Here is a 21667-nt window from a genome sequence, read left to right as displayed (position 1 = left end):
AAATGTGATGTTCTGCAAACTTTACTGCTAATTGACTGTTTTTAAACTACTGTAAGGCAGGCACTCCACTTTAAATCAGTGGGGTCTGCCTCAGAACAGAAAATTTTCGTGCTCATCTTCTTTCCGCCAGTCGACGAAAGATTGCGCTTTCCGTATAGTGGCGACAATTTTTTTGCATCCGGGAATTATTCAATGATCAGTCTGATTGCGGCGTTAGCGGTAGATCGCGTTATTGGCATGGAAAACGCCATGCCATGGAACTTGCCTGCCGATCTCGCCTGGTTCAAACGTAATACGTTAAATAAGCCTGTCATTATGGGGCGTCACACCTGGGAATCCATCGGTCGACCGTTGCCAGGGCGTAAGAATATCGTTATCAGCAGCCAGCCTGGTACCGACGATCGTGTGCAGTGGGTGACCTCTGTTGACGACGCGGTGGCGGCCTGTGGTGACGCGCCAGAGATTATGGTGATTGGTGGTGGCCGCGTTTACGAGCAGTTCCTGCCGAAAGCGCAGAAGCTGTATCTGACGCATATTGATGCCGAAGTTGAAGGGGATACGCATTTCCCGGACTACGAGCCTGATGACTGGGAATCGGTGTTCAGTGAGTTTCATGACGCTGACGAGCAGAACTCGCACAGCTACTGCTTCGAGATTCTGGAACGCCGGTAAGACTGATAAGCGACGCGCTATCAGAATATCAGGTACATCGTGCGTGCGGATGATGACGCGGTAGCGTCGTCATCCGGCCTGTATTCCTGTCTTGCGATTACGACGCGACAGCCTCATGTTCACCACGGTTTCGGTGGCGGTTTGACGGCTGAACAAAATATTTTTTATCTTCCCAACGCAGGCAGGTTAAGTCACCGCCCCAGCAGCATCCCGTATCCAGCCCGTAAATACCCTCTGGCGTGCCTCTTCCTTCCAGGGAAGCCCAGTGTCCGAAAGCAATGCTGTACGCTTCGCTAACCGGTCCCGGAATGGCAAACCAGGGTTTCAGTGGCGCTGGCGCGTTTTCCGGCGACTCTTTGCTGTACATGTCCAGTTGGCCATTCGGAAAACAGTAGCGCATGCGGGTAAATGCGTTGGTGATAAAACGCAGCCGCGCCAGCCCCGTTAATTCTGGCGTCCAGTTGTTTGGCATATCGCCGTACATTGAGTCCAGAAAGAAGGGGTAAGAGTCGCTGGATAAGACCGCTTCAACATCGCGCGCGCACTCTTTGGCTGTTTTTAGATCCCACTGTGGCGTAATGCCCGCGTGGGCCATGACCAGCTTCTTCTCTTCATCAACCTGTAAGAGTGGCTGACGACGTAACCAATTGAGCAGTTCGTCTGCATCTGGCGCTTCCAGAAGCGGAGTCAGCCTGTCTTTGGGTTTATTGCGGCTGATGCCAGCAAATACGGCCAGCAAATGAAGGTCGTGATTGCCCAGCACTAAGCGAACGCAGTCACCCAGTGATTTAACGTAGCGCAGCACATCCAGAGAACCGGGACCACGAGCGACCAGATCGCCCGTCAACCATAAGGTGTCATTCCCTGGAGTAAATTCTACTTGTTCTAACAATGCGATCAGTTCGTCGTAGCAACCGTGAACGTCGCCAATGAGGTATGTTGCCATCGCTCTAGTTTTAATGAATGAGTGTAGGAACAGCGAGTCGAAATACGGGGATATCGATCGTAAAGGCAACGCCATTTTCGTCGATCATTTCGTAATGACCCTGCATAGTGCCCAGCGGCGTTTCAATGACGGCACCGCTGGTATACTGATATTCTTCACCAGGCGCGATGTGTGGCTGTACGCCAACCACACCTTCACCCTGTACTTCAGTTTCACGGCCATGACCATTTGTAATCAGCCAGTAGCGGCCTAACAGCTGTACTGGCGCTCGCCCCAAATTGCGGATGGTCACGGTATATGCAAAGACGTAACGTTCATCATCAGGTGCGGACTGCGCCTCAATATAGACGCTTTGTACCTGAATACACACTCGGGGCGAATTGATCATGCTTAACTCTCCTTCGACGGCGGGTTCTCTGACAGATAGTTCGCCATCTTGCAGTATTGCGCGACAGAAATATTCTCTGCCCGCATTGCCGGGTCAACGCCCAGTTCGATCAGCAACTCAACGCTAAACAAATTACCGAGGCTGTTACGAATCGTTTTGCGACGCTGGTTAAAAGCTTCGGTAGTAATACGGCTCAGTACGCGGACATCTTTGACTGGATGCGGCATCGTTGTATGCGGTACCAGACGTACGACAGCAGAATCCACTTTAGGCGGTGGCGTGAAGGCCGATGGTGGCACTTCAAGAACCGGGATCACCTGACAGTAATACTGCGCCATGACGCTTAATCGACCATACGCTTTACTGTTTGGTCCTGCAACCAGACGGTTCACAACCTCTTTTTGCAACATAAAGTGCATGTCAGCAATGGCATCAGTATAGCTAAAGAGATGGAACATCAACGGGGTGGAGATGTTGTAGGGCAAGTTGCCAAACACACGCAGCGGCTGTCCCATTTTTTCGGAAAGCTCGCCAAAATTCATGGTCATGGCATCTTGCTGATAAATCGTCAGCTTTGGCCCCAGGAACGGGTGTGTTTGCAGACGAGCTGCCAGATCGCGGTCAAGTTCGATGACCGTGAGTTGATCCAGGCGTTCACCTACCGGCTCCGTCAGTGCTGCCAGTCCAGGACCGATTTCGACCATGGCCTGACCCTTCTGCGGGTTGATAGCGGAGACGATACTGTCGATCACAAATTGATCGTTGAGAAAGTTTTGCCCGAAGCGTTTACGGGCTAAGTGGCCCTGATGGACTCGATTATTCATTGAGTATTAACAATCATTTTGATGGCGAGATTAAGCGCCGTAATAAAACTGCCGACGTCTGCTTGTCCACGACCCGCGAGTTCAAGCGCGGTGCCGTGATCAACAGATGTACGAATAAAGGGTAGGCCCAACGTGATATTCACGCCACGCCCAAAGCCCTGGTATTTTAGCACGGGAAGACCCTGATCGTGGTACATTGCCAGCACAGCATCGGCATTTTCGAGGTATTTAGGCTGAAATAGTGTATCGGCGGGCAATGGACCGCTTAAATGCATGCCCTGTGCGCGCAACGAGTCCAGCACCGGAATGATCGTGTCTATCTCTTCCGTTCCCATATGACCGCCCTCTCCGGCATGCGGATTCAGACCACACACCAGAATATGCGGATCGGCCAGGCCAAATTTCAGGCGCAGGTCGTGATGCAAAATGCCGATCACCTCTTGCAACAGGGCAGGCGTAATGGCATCGGCAACGGCTCTGAGCGGCAGATGCGTGGTGACCAACGCAACGCGAAGTTCTTCGGTTGCCAGCATCATGACCACTTTCTTCGCCTGTGAGCGCTCTTCTAAAAACTCCGTGTGTCCGGTAAATGGCACGCCAGCATCATTAATGATGCCTTTGTGAACCGGGCCGGTAACCAGCGCCGCAAATTCGCCCTGCAGACAGCCATCGCAGGCGCGAGCCAGCGTATCAACCACATACTGCCCATTTTCAACTGCCAATTGACCTGCAGAGACCGATGTACGCAGCGCGACAGGCAAGATGGTCAGCGTGCCAGCTGATTGAGGCCTGGCTGGAGAGTGGGGTGAATAAGGGTGGAGTGTGAGCGGTAAACCGAGCATGGCTGCCCGGTCTGTTAATAGCGTGGCATCGGCACAGACGACGAGTTCTACTGGCCACTCACGCTGTGCAAGCTGGACAACCAGGTCCGGACCAATCCCGGCGGGTTCGCCGGGAGTGATGACAACACGTTGAGTTCTGCTCATTAATTGCTCAGAATTTTAACGTATGCGCTGGCGCGCTGTTCCTGCATCCAGGTCGCTGCTTCTTCCGAGAACTTACGGTTCATCAGCATGCGATAGGCTCTGTCTTTCTGGGCTGCGTCGGTTTTATCAACGTTACGCGTATCCAACAGTTCGATCAGATGCCAGCCAAAGGAAGAGTGTACTGGAGCGCTCATCTGGCCTTTATTCAGTCGGGTCAGCGCATCGCGGAAGGCGGGGTCGAAAATGTCAGCCGCAGCCCAGCCCAAATCACCGCCCTGGTTGGCAGAACCCGGATCCTGAGAGAACTCTTTCGCTGCTGCGGCAAACGTGGTTTTGCCACTCTTGATATTTGCAGCGATCTCTTCCAGTTTCAGGCGCGCTTGCTGATCGGTCATGATCGGCGACGGTTTCAGCAGAATATGACGGGCATGAACTTCAGTTACCGAGATGTTCTGGCTTTGACCACGCATATCGTTCACTTTCAGAATATGGAAGCCGACACCAGAACGAATCGGACCGACGATGTCGCCTTTTTTCGCTGTGCTCAGCGCCTGAGCGAAGATACCCGGCAGTTCCTGAATTCGGCCCCAGCCCATCTGACCGCCATTCAGCGCCTGTTGGTCAGCCGAATGGGCGATGGCCAGTTTGCCAAAATCAGCGCCGCTTTGCGCTTGCTCAACGACAGAACGCGCCTGGCTTTCGGCTTCGTTCACCTGGTCGGATGTTGGGTTTTCCGGCAGTGGAATCAGAATATGGCTCAGGTTCAGCTCGGTACTGGCATCGTTTTGTTTACCCACCTGCTGGGCCAGCGCATCCACTTCCTGCGGTAAAATTGTCACACGACGGCGTACTTCGTTGTTACGCACTTCAGAGATGATCATCTCTTTACGGATCTGGCTACGGTAGGTCGAGTAGCTCAGACCGTCGTAAGCCAGACGGCTGCGCATCTGCTCCGTCGTCATGTTGTTCTGCTTAGCAATGTTGGCGATGGCTTGATCCAACTGCTCGTCAGAGATTTTGATGCCCATTTTCTGGCCCATCTGCAGCAGAATCTGATCCATGATCAAACGTTCGAGGATCTGATGGCGCAGCGTAGCGTCATCCGGAAGTTGTTGACCCGCCTGACCCGCGTTGAGTTTTACTGACTGCATTAACCCATCGACGTCACTTTCGAGTACGACGCCGTTATTGACGACGGCTGCAACTTTATCGACTACCTGCGGGGCAGCGAAACTGGTATTCGCGATCATGGCGATACCGAGAAGCAGCGTTTTCCAGTTCTTCATACTTTTTCCATTTCAATTAACCGCAATGCGGATTACGTGGTAAATCAATCAGATCACAAAGAGTTCTGGTACGGCAGAATGTTCGAGCGCAGCATCTCTTGCGTGCCGAGGCCATAATTGGAGCTCAGGCCACGCAGCTCAATGTTAAAGCCGATCACGTTGTCATAGACAGACTCTTGTTTGTCACTATCCCAACCGTTCAGCTTACGTTCGTACCCGAAGCGCAGCGCATAGCAGCAGGAGTTATACTGTAGACCGAGCATCTGGTCGGCAGCTTTATTCACATTGGTGTCATAGTAGTAGGCGCCAACAATGGACCACCGGTCAGCAATCGGCCAGCTTGCCACCATGCCGACCTGATTGATCCCGTCTTTATACTGCGGTGCGTTCCAGCGCGTATCGCTACTATTTCTGGGCAATGTTGCCTGAATATATTCCGGGCTGGCATACCGGTAGTTCAGTTGCACCAGGCGATTTTCATCCCGACGGTATTCAATGCTGCTGCTGCTGGTCGCCACGCTGTCCAGACGCGTGTCATATTGCAGGCCGCTACGTAAACCCCAACGATCGGAAATACGCCAGTAGGTGTCGCCCGCCCAGACCAGTGAGCCCGTTTCGTCATCATTCTCCCATTTGATGTTGTCATCGCCAGTGCGAGACTCCGTGAAATAGTAGATTTGACCCACTGAAACGTTAAAACGTTCAACGGCAGCGTCATCATATACACGAGATGTGACGCCGGTCGTGACCTGGTTGGCGGAAGAGATACGGTCCAGACCGCCATAAGTACGGTCGCGGAACAGGCCAGAATAGTCAGACTGTAGTAAAGACGAATCGTAGTTGTAGATACCGCTCTGGTCACGGAACGGCACATACAGATACTGCGCGCGAGGTTCCAGCGTCTGGGTGTAACCAGGGGCGAAGGTGGCCATATCGCGTTCAAAAATCATCTTACCGTCGACTTTGAACTGCGGCATCACGCGGTCTGCGGACTCATCCAGCTTATTCAAATTCTTAGGATTGTTATTGTACGAATCCAGATTGGTTTGCTGGTAGTGGGTCGCCAGTAGCTTCGCTTCCGTATTGATACTGCCCCATTGATTCGACAACGGTAAATTGATGGTCGGTTCCAGATGCAGACGGGTTGCTTCTGGCTGATCATCTTTGGTGTTCACAAAATGCACGGCCTGACCATAGATACGCATATCAAAAGGACCAACGTCATTCTGATAGAGGTTAACGTCTAACTGTGGTTCTGCCGAGTAACTGCTGGTGCTTTGATCGCTAAAGACCTGGAACTGCTTAGTCGACACAGTGGCGTCAAAGTTTTCCACCGCGTAACCGACGCTAAATTTCTGCGTCGCGTAGCCGTCAGTACTGGAGCCGTACTTGTTATCAAAGTCATTGAAATATTGTGAGTCGCTGACCTTGGTATAGTTGACGTTAAAACGCCATACCTGGTCCATGACGCCTGCGTGTTGCCAGTAGAACAACCAACGGCGCGAGTTGTCATCGTCAGGATGTTCGTCATTGTAGACATCATCGGAATTCAGGTAGTCAAGCTCCATCAAACCGGCACCCGCGTGGGTGAGGTAGCGGAATTCGTTCTCCCACATAATGCCGCCACGGCGGTGCATATAGTGTGGTGTGATCGTGGCGTCCATATTGGGCGCGATGTTCCAGTAATACGGCAGATAGAACTCAAAATAGTTATTACTGCTGTACTGGGCATTTGGGATCAGGAAGCCTGAGCGGCGTTTGTCGCCAACCGGTAACTGCAAATATGGGCTATAGAAGACCGGAACAGGGCCGACTTTAAAACGGGCGTTCCAGATTTCCGCCACCTGCTCTTCGCGGTCGTGGATAACTTCACTGCCCACCACGCTCCAGGTGTCCGCGCCGGGTAAACAGGAGGTAAAGCTACCGTTTTCAAGGATGGTATAACGGTTTTCGCCACGCTGTTTCATCAGGTCCGCTTTACCGCGCCCCTGGCGGCCGACCATCTGATAGTCGCCTTCCCACACATTAGTGTCTTTGGTATTCAGGTTCGACCAGCCTTTCGGCCCCTTCAGGATGACCTGGTTGTCATCATAATGGACGTTACCCAGCGCATCGACAGTACGAACAGGCTCGGGGAGTCCTTGCGCTTCTTTCTGATGGAGTTGCACCTCATCAGCCAGAAGACGGCTATTGCCCTGGGCGATATCCACATTACCGGTAAACACCGCGTCATCAGGGTAGTTCCCTTTGGCGTGATCGGCCGTAATGGTCACGGGTAACTGGTTCGTCTCGCCCTGCACCAGTGGACGGTTATAGCTCGGCACGCCCAGCAAACACTGTGAGGCGAGATCGGCTGCGGCACCCTGCTGACTATAAAGGGCGCTGGCAATCATGGTGGCCAGAAGAGTGGGAATACGTTTTTTCATACGTTGTATTTATTGTTCCATCATCGGTAGCGTTGCGCGTGACAAACGGTCAGAGACTAACGTACTCATCTTCACTGCGCTAGTGTTAATCCTGTCCGTTTTATACCCGCCGTCTTCCTGGCTGCATCTTCTCTGGCAGTACGTTACTGCCTTGTTGCAACTCGAAATCCAATGGATATAGCGTTTGTGGTGTTAGGCACGGCATTGAATGACAGGTATGATAATGCAAATTATAGGCTATGTCCCACAATTGACCGTAGCGTTCATTACCGTAAAAGCACCTTATATTGTGGGACATAGCCTCACTGACCGCGTAACGATTTGGGGAGTCTATGCAGTACTGGGGAAAAATAATTGGTGTCGCCGTGGCTCTAATGATGGGCGGAGGCTTCTGGGGCGTGGTTTTAGGCCTGCTGGTCGGGCATATGTTCGACAAAGCCCGCAGCCGCAAAATGGCGTGGTTTGCGAACCAACGTGAGCGTCAGGCGCTGTTTTTCGCCACAACGTTTGAAGTCATGGGACACTTAACCAAATCGAAGGGGCGCGTCACCGAAGCGGATATTCATATCGCCAGTCAGTTAATGGATCGGATGAATCTGCACGGTGAATCACGTACGGCGGCGCAACATGCCTTCCGCGTCGGAAAATCAGACAATTACCCATTACGTGAAAAAATGCGCCAGTTTCGTAGCGTCTGTTTTGGGCGATTCGATCTGATCCGCATGTTTCTGGAGATTCAGATTCAGGCGGCGTTTGCCGATGGCACTTTGCATCCGAACGAGCGGGAAGTGTTATATGTCATTGCCGAAGAGTTAGGGATTTCCCGCACGCAGTTTGACCAGTTTCTGCGCATGATGCAGGGCGGGGCACAGTTTGGCGGCGGATATCAGCAGCAATCTGGCGGCGGATGGCAACAGGCGCAGCGAGGGCCAACGCTTGAAGATGCCTGTAACGTGCTTGGCGTGAAACCAGGCGACGATGCGACGACGATCAAACGCGCCTACCGTAAGCTGATGAGTGAGCATCATCCTGACAAACTGGTGGCGAAAGGTCTGCCCCCAGAGATGATGGAGATGGCGAAGCAAAAAGCGCAGGAAATTCAAAAGGCGTATGAGTTGATCAAAGAACAGAAAGGCTTTAAGTGATTGTTTTGCCGGATGGCGACGCAACGCGTCTTATCCGGCCTACAGAGTTCTTGAACGTAGGCCGGGTAAGCGTAGCGTCATCAGGCTGTTATGCTAAAAATCTGCCGGGGCTTTAAAGGTCATGCTGTTACCGTAAGCGGGATGGGTAATGGTCAGCATTTCGGCATGCAGTAACAAGCGCGGCGCCATTGCCAGGGCTTCCGGGGGGGCATAAAACCGATCGCCTAAAATAGGATGCCCGAGTGCCAGCATGTGTACGCGCAACTGATGAGAACGTCCGGTTATCGGTTTGAGTACGACCCGGGCGGTATTATCCGCCGCGTAATCAACCACTTCATACCCGGTTTGAGCCGCTTTCCCCGTCTCATAACACACTTTTTGTTTTGGCCGATTCGGCCAGTCACAAATCAGGGGTAAATCGACTACTCCCTCGCTGGGGGCGGGGTGCCCCCAGACGCGCGCAACATACTGCTTTTTCGGTTCGCGCTCGCGAAACTGGCGTTTGAGTTCACGCTCAGCCGCTTTCGTGAGCGCCACTACAATCACGCCGCTGGTCGCCATATCAAGACGATGCACTGACTCTGCCTGCGGGTAATCGCGTTGGATACGCGTCATCACGCTGTCTTTGTGCTCTTCCTGACGTCCCGGCACAGACAACAAGCCGCTCGGCTTGTTGACCACCATAATGTGCTCATCCTGATACAGGATAACCAGCCAGGGATCCGTCGGCGGATTGTAGTTTTCCATTCCCATCTTCAGCTCCGTTATTGATGCGTGACGACAATAAGGCGCAACGCATCCAGACGCCAGTTCGCCTGCTCGAGGCTTTCCAGAATCTGCTGACGATTCGTCTCGATAGCAGTGAGTTCGTCATCACGGATGTTTGGGTTTACCGCGCGCAGCGCTTCCAGACGTGACAACTCTGCGGAGAGTTTTTCGTCGGCTTCGTTACGTGCTGCATCGATCAACGCACGGGCAGATTTCTCTACCTGCGCTTCACCCAGTTGTAAAATCGCGTGGACGTCCTGTTGAACCGCATTGACCAGCTTACTGCCGGTGTGACGGTTCACGGCGCTTAGCTGGCGGTTGAAGGTTTCGAACTCAACCTGTGCTGCCAGATTATTGCCGTTTTTGTCCAGCAACATACGCACCGGTGTTGGTGGCAGGAAGCGGTTAAGTTGCAGCTGTTTCGGTGCCTGGGCTTCCACCACATACACCAGTTCAACCAGCAAGGTGCCGACCGGCAATGCTTTGTTTTTCAACAGAGAGATCGTACTGCTGCCGGTATCGCCCGACAAAATCAGATCCAGACCGTTACGGATAAGTGGGTGTTCCCAGGTCACAAACTGCGCATCTTCGCGCGACAGCGCCACGTCACGCTCGAAGGTAATGGTACAGCCGTCTTCAGGTAAACCCGGGAAGTCCGGCACCAGCATGTGATCGGAAGGGGTCAGAACAATCAGATTCTCACCGCGATCGTCCTGATTAATACCCACGATATCAAACAGATTCATCGCAAACGCAATCAGGTTGGTATCGTCATCCTGCTCTTCAATACTTTCGGCCAACTGTTGCGCTTTTTCACCGCCGTTGGAGTGAATTTCGAGCAGACGGTCACGACCCTGCTCCAGCTGCGCTTTCAGCGCTTCATGCTGTTCGCGGCAGGATTTAATCAGCTCGTCGAAGCCATCGCTGTTTTCAGGCGCGGCCAGGAAGGTGATCAGATCGTTATAAACCGTATCATAGATAGCACGCCCGGTCGGGCAGGTGTGTTCAAACGCATCCAGACCTTCGTGATACCAGCGTACCAGTACAGACTGAGCTGTTTTTTCCAGGAAAGGCACGTGGATCTGAATATCGTGCGCCTGGCCAATACGGTCGAGACGACCGATACGTTGTTCCAGCAGGTCCGGGTTAAACGGCAGGTCAAACATCACCAGGTTACTGGCGAACTGGAAGTTACGGCCTTCAGAGCCGATTTCAGAGCACAGCAGAACCTGAGCGCCGCTGTCTTCTTCGCCAAACCAGGCGGCAGCGCGGTCGCGTTCAATAATTGACATGCCTTCGTGGAACACGGCGGCGCGAATACCTTCGCGTTCGCGCAGAACCTGTTCCAGCTGTAATGCGGTGGCGGCTTTCGCGCAGATCACCAGCACTTTCTGCGAACGGTGGCTGGTCAGGTAGCCCATCAGCCATTCAACGCGGGGATCGAAGTTCCACCATGTACCGGTATCGCCTTCGAATTCCTGATAAATTTGCTCCGGATAGAGCATATCGCGGGCTCTGTCTTCCGCGCTTTTACGTGCGCCCATAATCCCGGAGACTTTAATCGCCGTTTGATACTGGGTTGGCAGCGGGAGTTTAATGGTGTGCAGTTCGCGTTTCGGGAAGCCTTTAACCCCATTACGGGTGTTACGGAACAGCACGCGGCTGGTGCCGTGGCGGTCCATCAGCATTGAGACCAGTTCCTGACGGGCACTTTGCGCGTCTTCACGGTCGCTGTTGGCGGCTTGCAGCAGCGGTTCGATATCCTGCTCGCCAATCAGGTCGCCGAGCATATTGAGTTCGTCATTGCTCAGCTTATTGCCTGCCAGCAGCATCGCAACGGCATCCGCAACCGGACGGTAATTTTTCTGCTCTTCGACAAATTGCGCGAAGTCGTGGAAACGGCTTGGGTCCAGCAGACGCAGACGTGCGAAGTGGCTTTCCATCCCCAGCTGTTCCGGCGTTGCGGTAAGCAGCAGGATACCCGGAACGCGTTCCGCCAGTTGTTCGATAGCCGCATACTCACGGCTGGGTGCCTCTTCGCTCCATACCAGGTGGTGCGCTTCATCGACAACCATCAGATCCCATTCGGCGTCGCACAGATGTTCCAGGCGCTGCTTACTGCGGCGGGCGAAGTCCAGTGAGCAGATGACCAGTTGTTCGGTTTCAAACGGGTTATAGGCGTCATGCTGGGCTTCTGCATAACGTTCATCATCAAACAGCGCGAAACGCAGATTAAAACGACGCAGCATTTCCACCAGCCACTGATGCTGTAACGTCTCAGGCACGATAATCAATACGCGCTCAGCCGCACCAGCCAACAATTGCTGATGCAGGATCATCCCGGCTTCAATGGTTTTTCCCAGACCCACTTCGTCTGCTAACAGTACGCGCGGGGCGTGGCGACGACCAACGTCATGAGCAATATTGAGCTGATGCGGGATCAGGCTGGTACGCTGGCCGCGCAGGCCGCTCCACGGCATGCGATACTGTTCGCTCTGAAATTTACGCGCGCGATAGCGCAGCGCAAAGCGGTCCATGCGATCGATTTGACCGGCAAACAGACGATCCTGCGGTTTACTGAAGACCAGTTTACTGTCGAGCAGCACTTCACGCAGCGTGACACCCGCTTCTTCGTTATCAAGGCGAGTACCCACGTAGGCAAGCAGACCATTTTCTTCTTTTACTTCATCGATTTGCAACTGCCAGCCTTCATGGCTTGTAATCGTATCACCGGGATTAAACATCACGCGGGTCACGGGGGAGTCACTACGCGCATACAGACGGTTTTCACCTGTAGCCGGGAAAAGTAAGGTGACGGTTCGCGCATCCATCGCGACAACAGTTCCAAGTCCCAGTTCGCTTTCTGTATCGCTGATCCAGCGTTGACCAAGTGTAAAAGGCATATGTGTTTGGCTCTATATCTTTAATTGCAGGCAATAATCACCCACTGCCAGGCTAAAGTGGCAGCAGGGTTATATGGGTCCAGGAGTGGAAAGGGCGCTATGGTACTGGATGGCGGCGCGTTCGTCACGCGTCAAAATAACCCCAGTTGCCCTGTCAGTAGTGTAGCAAAATTATCATCGGTAAAGGGAAGAATTCCCTCCGCCACGGGCTGTAGTTGGCGCGTCAGGTAGTGTTCGTAATCCAGTGGCGAGTGCTGATAATCCACAGGTTCGGGACCGTTTGTAGTCCACACATATTTTATGGTGCCGCGATTCTGGTACTGCGCAGGTCGCCCGCGCTTCAGGTTTTGCTCATCGGCGAGGCGGGCTGCACGAACATGTGGGGGGACATTACGCTGATATTCACTTAATGGACGGCGCAGACGTTTACGATAGACCAGCCGATCGTCCAGTTCTCCCGCCATCAGTTTATCAATGGTTTCCCGCACGTAATCCTGATACGGCTCGTTACGAAAAATACGTAAATACAGCTCCTGTTGGAACTGTTGCGCCAGAGGCGTCCAGTCGGTGCGTACCGTTTCCAGGCCTTTGAACACCATCCGCTGCGTCTCGCCTTCCTGAATCATTCCGGCGTAGCGTTTTTTGCTGCCGGTATCCGCCCCGCGGATGGTCGGCATCAGAAAGCGGCAGAAGTGGGTTTCAAATTCCAGTTCCAGCGCACTGGTTAACCGCTGCTGTTGCAGCGATTCTGCCCACCACGCATTGACATGCTCTACCAGTGAACGGCCTATTTTCGTTGCCTCTTCTTCAGAGTGCGCGCCCTTCAGCCAGACGAATGTGGAGTCAGTATCGCCATAGATCACGTCATAGCCTTGTTCTTCAATGAGCGCTTTGGTCTGGCGCATGATCGCGTGGCCGCGCATGGTGATCGAGGAGGCGAGTCGGGGATCGAAAAAGCGACAGGCGGTGGTGCCGAGCACGCCGTAAAACGCATTCATGATGATCTTCAGCGCCTGTGAAAGCGGTTTATTGCCGTGACGTTTGGCCTCGTCACGCCCGAGCCAGATCTGGGTGACGATCTCCGGCAGACAGTGTTTTTCACGCGAGAACCAGGCGTCGAGGAAGCCTTCGGTACTGTGAGTGGGATCGGGGTGCGCCATACCTTCCACCAGACCGACGGGATCAATAAGAAACGTGCGGATAATTGACGGGTACAGGCTTTTATAATCGAGGACCAGCACTGAGTCATACAAACCGGGACGAGAGTCCATCACATAGCCGCCGGGGCTGGCTAAAGGCGGCACTTCCCCCAGATTTGGCGCAACATAACCGGCGCGGTGCATACGGGGAAAATAGAGGTGCCCGAAGGCGGCGACCGAACCGCCGTGACGATCGGCGGGCAGACCGTTGACCGTCGCGCGTTCCAGTAAAAACGGCATAATTTCCGTTTTGTGAAAAATCCGCGTGACCAGTTCGCAATCTTTTAGATTATAGGTGGCCAGTGCGGGTTTATCTTCGGCGAAACGGCGGTCAATTTCGTCCATGCGATCCCAGGGATTGTCGATGGATTTACCTTCCCCAAGCAGTTCCTGCGAAACCGTCTCCAGCGAAAATGAGGAGAAATTCCAGAACGCGGACTTCAGCGCTTCAATGCCGTCGATAATCAGCCGTCCTTTTGCCTGAGCGAAGAACACCCCGTTTTTAAAGCCGTGCTCGCGCCATTCCAGCTCCGTCTTCTCGCGCCCCAGACACAGAGGAATGCGATAGCGTTCAGCATGTTTTTGCAGGACGCGTAAGTCGAACTGCACCACATTCCAGCCAATAAGCACGTCAGGATCATGTTGGGCAAACCAGGCGTTGAGTTTTTCCAGCAACAGAGGACGGCTCGCCACATATTCGAGCTCAAAATCCAGCGCCCGGGCATCGCCATTCTGCGGGCCGAGCATATACACAGTCCGCTGGCCGCAGCCTTCCAGACCAATGCAGTAAAGCTCGCCGTGGCGATTGGTTTCGATATCCAGCGACACCCATTTTAATGGCGGTCGATAGTGCGGATTGGGTTTCAGGCGGGCATTAACGATGGCGCCATGATGGTTGTCGCCATCAACCCACACCGGAGAGGTGATAAACCGCTCCATCAGATAGCGTTCTGGCGGGCGTACATCGGCTTCATAGACCGTAATGCCGTTTTCCTTCAGCCGTTTTTCCAGACGCATGAGTTGTCGATGGGAGCGGCAGTACAGCCCTGAAACCGGCTGGCGGTGAAAATCGCGCAGATTGAGCGGCGCAATACGATAGCCATTCTCAGTGCTTAGCAGTGCAGCGGCGCGGGGTAGTTGATCGACGGGGATAAAAGCCACCGACTCCTGCGGCGCGAGCGTGACCTGCAGCGGGCCATTGTCCGTTGCCAGCCAGAATGAGACTTCGGTTCCCTGCGGGGTATCCCGCCAGTGCCGGGTTAAAATAAAACCTGCCTGCGTCACTCACTCTTCTCAACCGATAAACCAAGCCTGAGTATAGCCTGGTTTGCTCCGTTTTACTGATTTTTTATACAGCGGTTTATATGAAGGACAGCGGTAGAATGCGTAAGATAAGATATCCGCTGTACCAGATGGTTTCGCTCAGCAGAAAAGCACTTTTCGCTGTTAATGATCTATAACGACTGGTTGGCGTTGGCGAAGCCCACGCCGTTATTCCATTGTCCTGGACGATGGTCATCAGACGCCGCATATGGAGTGGATCGCTGACGATCAGCGCAGAGTGTAATTGATGCTCCTGCATCAGCATTTTGGCAAAGCGGACATTTTCACGGGTGAGGGTGGATTGCTCTTCAATCAACACTGCGCTCGCAGGGATCCCTTTGGCAAGAACATATTGCTGAGCCACTGCGGCATCTGAACGGGTGGCGTTTGGGCTGAGTCCTCCCGTCAGGATTAACTTGCGGACAAGTCCTTGCTGATAAAGCGTGATGGCATGGTTCAGCCTCTCCCTGAATACCGCAGAGGGGAGATCACCAGCGATACCCGCCCCCGCCACAATGGCGCAATCAGCGCTCCGGGTTTCATCCTCATGACTGTAATGGACGATGCTCACCGCATTAAATAACAAGACACACAGGAGGGTGAGGATGAAAAAACTTGCAGCATAGATCGAGAATTTGTACATGCCCGGACTTCCTTGTGAATGAGGCATGACTATAACGCCAGCCGATAGTGGCTGGCGATGATCCGTTTACTGCCCGTAATAGGCTTTTGCACCATGCTTGCGCAGGTAATGCTTGTCCAGCAAGGTTTGCTGCATGTCCGGTAGCTGTGGCGCGAGCTGGCGACAGAAAATGCCCATATAGGCCACTTCCTCCAGCACAATGGCGTTATGCACGGCGTCTTCTGCCGTTTTTCCCCACGCAAAGGGGCCGTGGGAGTGCACCAGCACGCCGGGCATTTGCGCTGCATCAATCCCCTGTTTTTCAAAGGTTTCGACGATCACGTTGCCGGTTTCCCACTCGTATTCGCCATTGATTTCCGCATCGGTCATTTTACGGGTGCAGGGAATGGCGCCATAGAAATAATCCGCGTGCGTTGTACCTGTGGCCGGGATTGACTGACCCGCCTGCGCCCAGATGGTGGCGTGACGTGAATGGGTGTGGACAATACCGCCGATTGTCGGAAACGCCTGATACAGCAGTCGGTGGGTTGGTGTATCGGAAGAGGGTTTCTTCGTACCTTCAACGACGTCGCCGGTGGAGATGCTCACGACCACCATATCATCAGCAGTCATCACGCTGTAATCAACGCCGGAGGGTTTAATCACGAATACGCCGTGTTCCCGGTCGACCGCGCTGACGTTCCCCCAGGTGAGGGTCACCAGGTTGTGTTTCGGTAGCGCCAGGTTGGCTTCTAATACCTGGCGTTTGAGATCTTCTAACATGTTGGCTCCTGTGTGCCGGATGGCGCTGCGCTTGTCGGACCTACAGGATCGTAGGCCCGATAAACGGAGTGCCACCGGGCATTCCGATACGACGCTTAGCGTTTAAAGCCGTAATAAACCTCGTTCCAGCGCAGCGCATCCTTGAAGGCTGGCAAGCGGGTATCGTTATCGATCACGCTAATTTCGATATCGTGCATTTCAGCGAACTGGCGCATGTCGTTCAGATCCAGCGCATGGCTGAAGACGGTATGGTGCGCGCCACCGGCGAGGATCCAGGCTTCAGACGCAGTCGGCAGGTCGGGCTGCGCTTTCCACAGGGCGTTGGCCACCGGCAGTTTCGGGAGGTCATGCGGCGTTTTTACCGTATCGATGCAGTTCACCAACAGACGGTAACGATCGCCCAGATCAATCAGGCTGGCGACGATCGCCGGGCCGGTTTGAGTATTGAAGATCAGGCGGGCAGGGTCATCTTTACCGCCAATGCCAAGGTGCTGCACATCGAGGATCGGTTTTTCCTCAATGGCAATTGATGGGCACACTTCCAGCATATGTGAGCCGAGCACCAGATCGTTGCCTTTCTCGAAGTGGTAAGTGTAATCCTCCATAAAGGAGGTGCCGCCCTGCAGACCGGTTGACATCACCTTCATGATGCGAAGCAGGGCGGCGGTTTTCCAGTCGCCTTCACCAGCAAAGCCGTAGCCTTGCTGCATCAGGCGTTGTACGGCGAGGCCTGGAAGTTGTTTCAGACCGTGTAAATCTTCAAACGTGGTGGTGAAGGCATGGAATCCGCCTTGCTCGAGGAAACGCTTCATGCCCAGCTCAATGCGCGCCGCTTCACGCACGTTCTGGCGTTTATCACCGTGGATCTGGGTGGCCGGGGTCAGGGTGTAGCTGCTTTCGTACTCGTCGATCAGCGCGTTAATGTCGCCGTCGCTGATGGCGTTCACCACCTGCACCAGATCGCCCACCGCCCAGGTATTAACGGAGAAGCCAAACTTGATCTGCGCGGCCACTTTATCGCCGTCCGTCACTGCCACTTCACGCATGTTATCGCCAAAACGGCACACTTTCAGATGACGGGTGTCCTGTTTGGAAACAGCGTGGCGCATCCATGAACCAATACGCTCGTGTGCTTGTTTATCTTGCCAGTGGCCGGTGACAACGGCGTGCTGCTGACGCATACGCGCGCCGATAAAACCGAACTCGCGGCCGCCGTGTGCGGTCTGGTTCAGGTTCATAAAGTCCATATCGATGCTGTCCCACGGCAGCGCGGCATTGAACTGGGTGTGGAATTGCAGCAGTGGTTTATTGAGGATCGTCAGACCGTTGATCCACATTTTGGCCGGGGAGAAGGTGTGCAGCCACACCACCATGCCGGCACATTTTTCGTCATAATTGGCGTCGCGGCAGATGGCGGTAATCTCATCCGGGCGCGTGCCCAGCGGTTTGAGGACCAGTTTGCACGGCAGTTTGGCTTCGGTATTCAGTGCTTTTACGACGTGCTCGGCATGCTGAGTCACCTGACGCAGGGTTTCAGGACCATACAGATGCTGGCTACCAATCACAAACCACACTTCATAATTATCAAAAATTGTCATTGTCGTGTCCTTAATGAGTCAGGGTTGCCTGAGTTTCCGGGGCTTTTAGCGCCGGGGCGGCAGTCGGGAGATAATGTTGTTCAGCGCTTATCGCCCACTGTTGGTAGCGGCGATAAAGCTGTTCAAAACGTTGGGCTTGTTCCGGGCGAGGTTGCAGTGTGTGCTCGACAGCGCTTGCCATTTTGTTCTGCGCGGCAGGAATGTCGGCGTGTACCTTTGCGGCGACGGCGGCAAAAATCGCGGCGCCAAGCGCGCAACATTGGTCGGAAGCCACAATTTGTAGTGGGCGATTGAGCACGTCGCAGCACGCCTGCATAACGCTGACGTTTTTACGGGCGATACCGCCGAGCGCCATCACGTTATTGACCGCAATGCCTTGTTCGGTAAAGCATTCCATGATGGCGCGTGCGCCAAAGGCCGTGGAGGCGATCAGGCCGCCAAACAGCGCGGGCGCGTCGGTCGCGAGGTTGAGATCGGTAATCACCCCTTTCAGGCGCTGGTTAGCGTTTGGCGTACGGCGACCGTTAAACCAGTCGAGCACCACCGGCAGGTGATCCAGCGATGGATTTTTTGCCCACGCTTCGGTCAGCGCGGGTAACAGCTGTTTCTGACTGGCTTTGATCTGATCTTTCAGCTCAGGATGCGAAGCGGCAAGCTGCTCCAGCGGCCAACTGAGAATGCGACCAAACCAGGCGTAGATATCGCCAAAGGCGGATTGACCGGCTTCCAGACCGATAAAATCGGGTACCACGCTACCGTCGACCTGACCACAAATCCCTTTTACCGCGCGCTCGCCGACGCTGTCTTTGTCGGCAATCAGGATGTCGCAGGTGGATGTCCCGATCACTTTCACCAGCGCATTCGGCTGCGCGCCAGCGCCGACAGCGCCCATATGGCAGTCAAACGCGCCACCGGAAATCACCACGCTTTCCGGTAAACCGAGGCGTTGCGCCCACTCGTTGCAAAGCGTTCCGACGGGAATGTCGGCAGTGAACGTTTCGGTAAACATCGGGTATGACAAGTGACGGTTAAGCAGAGGATCGAGTTCGTCGAAGAAACTGGCGGGCGGTAGTCCTCCCCAGCTTTCATGCCACAGTGATTTGTGTCCGGCGCTGCAGCGGCCGCGGCGAATATCTTGTGGGCGGGTGGTGCCGGAAAGCAGGGCGGGCACCCAGTCGCACAGTTCAATCCATGAGACAGCGGCTTGCGCGACGGCGCTATCTTCACGGGTGACATGCAGGATTTTTGCCCAGAACCATTCACTGGAGTAAATACCGCCAATGTAACGGGAGTAATCAATTTTGCCTGGCGTATGACACAGACGGGTAATCTCTTCCGCTTCTTCCACCGAAGTGTGGTCTTTCCACAGCACAAACATTGCGTTGGGGTTGTCGGCGAACTCCGGGCGCAGGGCCAGGATATGACCGTCGGCATCAATAGGGGCTGGCGTGGAGCCGGTGCTGTCAACGCCAATTCCGACGACTTCCGCACGCTGTGATGCGCTGAGCTCAGCCAACACGGTTTTCAGTGCGGATTCCATCGACTCAATGTAGTCACGCGGATGATGGCGGAACTGGTTATTCGGACCGTCGCAATAACGCCCTTCCTGCCAGCGTGGATACCACTCTACGCTGGTGGCGATCTCTTCGCCGCTGGCGCATTCCACCGCCAGCGCTCGTACTGAATCACTGCCAAAATCGAGGCCAATTGCAATCGCCATCGTCTTACTCCATCCAAAAAAACAGGTATGGAGAAACAGTAGATAGTGGGGATAAAAACCGTCAGGCAGGATCCGCTAATCTTATGGATTAAAATGCTGTGCCATCGCAAAGTGTGACGCTGTGCAAATAATCAATGTGGACATTTCTGCCGTCTTTATAGACACTTTTGTTACCTGTTTTCATCGCCTCGATAGCGTGTCGTTGTTACAAGATGCTTTTCGCAAGCGGGTTGGTGCTCCACTGCTGAAATCACGGCGGGCAGGAGCGGTGAAACAGAAGGTGTCTCATGCAATATGGACAATTTGTTTCTTCACAGAACGCCCGGAGTAATGAATTTATGGCTGAAATACAAAATGATCCTCTGCTGCCGGGGTACTCGTTTAATGCACATTTGGTGGCGGGGTTAACCCCTATCGAAGCGAACGGATATCTGGATTTTTTTATCGACAGACCGTTGGGGATGAAGGGATACATTCTTAATCTGACCCTACGCGGCGAAGGGGTCATCAATAACCACGGAAAACAGTTTATCTGCCGCCCGGGGGATATTTTGCTGTTTCCGCCAGGCGAAGTTCACCATTACGGACGCCATCCCGACGCCAGCCAATGGTATCACCAATGGGTTTACTTTCGTCCGCGAGCCTACTGGCAAGAATGGCTCGCCTGGCCGACAATTTTTGCTCAGACGGGATTTTATCGTCCGGATGAGGCCCATCAGCCCCATTTCAATGACATGTTCGGCCAGATTATTAGCGCCGGGCAGGGGGAGGGGCGCTACTCTGAACTCCTGGCGATAAATCTGCTGGAGCAATTGTTGTTGCGCCGCATGGAAGCGATCAACGAATCGCTGCACCCGCCGATGGATAACCGTGTGCGCGACGCCTGCCAGTACATTAGCGATCACCTGGCGGACAGCCATTTCGATATTGCGAGCGTAGCGCAACATGTTTGCCTGTCGCCTTCTCGCCTGTCGCACCTGTTTCGTCAGCAACTCGGTATCAGCGTGTTGAGCTGGCGTGAAGATCAGCGTATCAGTCAGGCAAAACTGTTGCTCAGTACCACACGAATGCCGATTGCCACCGTTGGGCGTAATGTGGGGTTTGATGATCAACTCTATTTCTCCCGGGTTTTCAAAAAGTGCACCGGGGCCAGTCCGAGTGAGTTTCGCGCCGGATGTGAATAAAAAGTGAATGATGTGTCTGCGAAATTGTCATATCCCGTAAACTATTCAGATAAATGATGGCTTGACGAAGCGAGAGAGGGTTAGCAGAATCCCTGCTTCGTAAAACTGACGGGCGCACTATGCAAGCATTGCTGGAACACTTCATTCTCCAATCCACCCTCTACTCGTTAATTGCGGTTCTGCTGGTGGCATTTCTGGAATCGCTGGCGTTGGTCGGGCTGATTTTACCAGGTACGGTGTTGATGGCCGGGCTGGGAGCGCTCATCGGTAGCGGAGAGGTGAATTTCTGGCATGCCTGGCTCGCGGGCATTGCGGGATGTTTACTGGGCGACTGGATCTCTTTCTGGCTGGGGTGGCGGTTTAAAAAGCCGCTGCACCGCTGGTCGTTTATGAAAAAGAACAAAGCGCTGCTGGATAAAACCGAGCATGCGCTGCATCAGCACAGCATGTTCACCATTCTGGTGGGGCGTTTTGTCGGCCCCACCCGCCCGCTGGTGCCGATGGTGGCGGGAATGCTGGATCTGCCGATCGCGAAGTTCGTCGCGCCCAATATCATTGGCTGTGTGCTGTGGCCGCCTTTCTATTTTTTACCGGGGATTCTGGCCGGTGCGGCGATCGACATTCCCGAGGGCATGCAGAGCGGCGGTTTCAAATGGCTGTTACTGGCAACGGCGTTGTTGCTGTGGGTCGCAGGCTGGTTGTGCTGGCGGTTGTGGCGTTTTGGTAAGGCTGCCCCCGATCGTTTGACCGCCTTTTTGCCGCGTGGCCGCTTGTTGTGGCTGACCCCGGTGCTCCTCACTATCGGCGTGATGGCGCTGGTGGCGTTGCTACGCCACCCTCTGATGCCGGTCTATCTTGAGATTTTGCGAAAAGTCGTGGGTTACTGAGTTCGGT

Annotated in this window: 17 protein-coding genes; 4 read left to right on the top strand and 13 right to left on the bottom strand. The window is 54.0% G+C overall.

Features of this window, described 5'->3' with window-relative positions; all coding sequences use genetic code 11:
* Nucleotides 1–192: 192 nt before the first annotated feature.
* Nucleotides 193–672, top strand: a complete 480-nt coding sequence (gene folA, locus NNO04_RS00725; protein ID WP_271443030.1) for a type 3 dihydrofolate reductase — start codon at nucleotides 193–195, stop codon at nucleotides 670–672.
* 97 nt (nucleotides 673–769) lie between these two features.
* On the opposite strand, the gene apaH is transcribed toward folA, so the two are convergent.
* The 6 genes from apaH to lptD are packed head-to-tail and all read right to left on the bottom strand — an operon-like array spanning nucleotide 770 to nucleotide 7528.
* A complete protein-coding gene (gene apaH, locus NNO04_RS00720; protein WP_271443029.1) occupies nucleotides 770–1618 on the bottom strand; it encodes a bis(5'-nucleosyl)-tetraphosphatase (symmetrical) ApaH in 849 nt (282 codons plus the stop codon).
* Nucleotides 1619–1628: 10 nt separating this feature from the next.
* Complete coding sequence (apaG, locus tag NNO04_RS00715) at nucleotides 1629–2006, bottom strand: Co2+/Mg2+ efflux protein ApaG (protein ID WP_192611047.1); 378 nt, start codon at nucleotides 2004–2006, stop codon at nucleotides 1629–1631.
* A gap of 2 nt (nucleotides 2007–2008) precedes the next feature.
* Entirely contained in the window at nucleotides 2009–2830 is an 822-nt protein-coding gene (rsmA, locus tag NNO04_RS00710; protein WP_271443028.1) for a 16S rRNA (adenine(1518)-N(6)/adenine(1519)-N(6))-dimethyltransferase RsmA, read from the bottom strand.
* Complete coding sequence (gene pdxA / locus NNO04_RS00705; RefSeq protein ID WP_271443027.1) at nucleotides 2827–3816, bottom strand: 4-hydroxythreonine-4-phosphate dehydrogenase PdxA; 990 nt, start codon at nucleotides 3814–3816, stop codon at nucleotides 2827–2829. Before pdxA ends, rsmA begins: the two co-directional genes overlap by 4 nt.
* Nucleotides 3816–5102 carry a peptidylprolyl isomerase SurA gene (gene surA, locus NNO04_RS00700; protein ID WP_271443026.1) on the bottom strand — a complete coding sequence of 429 codons (1287 nt, stop codon included), beginning with the start codon at nucleotides 5100–5102 and terminating at the stop codon, nucleotides 3816–3818. Before surA ends, pdxA begins: the two co-directional genes overlap by 1 nt.
* Nucleotides 5103–5155: 53 nt before the next feature.
* Complete coding sequence (gene lptD, locus NNO04_RS00695) at nucleotides 5156–7528, bottom strand: LPS assembly protein LptD (RefSeq protein WP_271443025.1); 2373 nt, start codon at nucleotides 7526–7528, stop codon at nucleotides 5156–5158.
* A gap of 332 nt (nucleotides 7529–7860) precedes the next feature.
* On the opposite strand from lptD, the gene djlA reads away from it, so the two are divergent.
* Nucleotides 7861–8673 carry a co-chaperone DjlA gene (djlA, locus tag NNO04_RS00690; RefSeq protein ID WP_162380946.1) on the top strand — a complete coding sequence of 271 codons (813 nt, stop codon included), beginning with the start codon at nucleotides 7861–7863 and terminating at the stop codon, nucleotides 8671–8673.
* A 93-nt stretch (nucleotides 8674–8766) separates the two neighbouring features.
* Here the strand turns inward: djlA and rluA are convergent, their stop codons facing one another.
* The 7 genes from rluA to araB form a co-directional block, all read right to left on the bottom strand.
* Nucleotides 8767–9426, bottom strand: a complete 660-nt coding sequence (rluA, locus tag NNO04_RS00685) for a bifunctional tRNA pseudouridine(32) synthase/23S rRNA pseudouridine(746) synthase RluA (RefSeq protein WP_271443024.1) — start codon at nucleotides 9424–9426, stop codon at nucleotides 8767–8769.
* Nucleotides 9427–9437: 11 nt separating this feature from the next.
* Nucleotides 9438–12344, bottom strand: coding sequence for an RNA polymerase-associated protein RapA (gene rapA / locus NNO04_RS00680; protein ID WP_271443023.1), 2907 nt, complete (start codon nucleotides 12342–12344; stop codon nucleotides 9438–9440).
* 131 nt (nucleotides 12345–12475) lie between these two features.
* Complete coding sequence (polB, locus tag NNO04_RS00675; protein ID WP_271443022.1) at nucleotides 12476–14827, bottom strand: DNA polymerase II; 2352 nt, start codon at nucleotides 14825–14827, stop codon at nucleotides 12476–12478.
* 76 nt (nucleotides 14828–14903) lie between these two features.
* On the bottom strand, nucleotides 14904–15509 hold the full coding sequence (locus tag NNO04_RS00670; protein ID WP_271443021.1) for a YdcF family protein: 606 nt from the start codon (nucleotides 15507–15509) through the stop codon (nucleotides 14904–14906).
* 66 nt (nucleotides 15510–15575) lie between these two features.
* Complete coding sequence (gene araD, locus NNO04_RS00665; protein ID WP_271443020.1) at nucleotides 15576–16271, bottom strand: L-ribulose-5-phosphate 4-epimerase; 696 nt, start codon at nucleotides 16269–16271, stop codon at nucleotides 15576–15578.
* A 95-nt stretch (nucleotides 16272–16366) separates the two neighbouring features.
* Nucleotides 16367–17869: an L-arabinose isomerase gene (araA, locus tag NNO04_RS00660; protein WP_271443019.1), complete on the bottom strand. Its 1503-nt coding sequence runs from the start codon at nucleotides 17867–17869 to the stop codon at nucleotides 16367–16369.
* 10 nt (nucleotides 17870–17879) lie between these two features.
* A complete protein-coding gene (araB, locus tag NNO04_RS00655; protein WP_271443018.1) occupies nucleotides 17880–19589 on the bottom strand; it encodes a ribulokinase in 1710 nt (569 codons plus the stop codon).
* Nucleotides 19590–19927: 338 nt separating this feature from the next.
* On the opposite strand from araB, the gene araC reads away from it, so the two are divergent.
* Nucleotides 19928–20773, top strand: a complete 846-nt coding sequence (araC, locus tag NNO04_RS00650; RefSeq protein ID WP_271443017.1) for an arabinose operon transcriptional regulator AraC — start codon at nucleotides 19928–19930, stop codon at nucleotides 20771–20773.
* A gap of 119 nt (nucleotides 20774–20892) precedes the next feature.
* Nucleotides 20893–21660 carry a DedA family protein gene (locus NNO04_RS00645; RefSeq protein ID WP_271443016.1) on the top strand — a complete coding sequence of 256 codons (768 nt, stop codon included), beginning with the start codon at nucleotides 20893–20895 and terminating at the stop codon, nucleotides 21658–21660.
* Nucleotides 21661–21667: the final 7 nt, after the last annotated feature.

Source organism: Citrobacter sp. Awk 4, from assembly GCF_028069725.1.
In the GTDB taxonomy this organism is placed as follows: Bacteria; Pseudomonadota; Gammaproteobacteria; order Enterobacterales; family Enterobacteriaceae; genus Citrobacter_D.
Note: the sequence above shows the minus strand (reverse complement) of the source record. Positions and strands in the feature narration are given on the sequence as shown.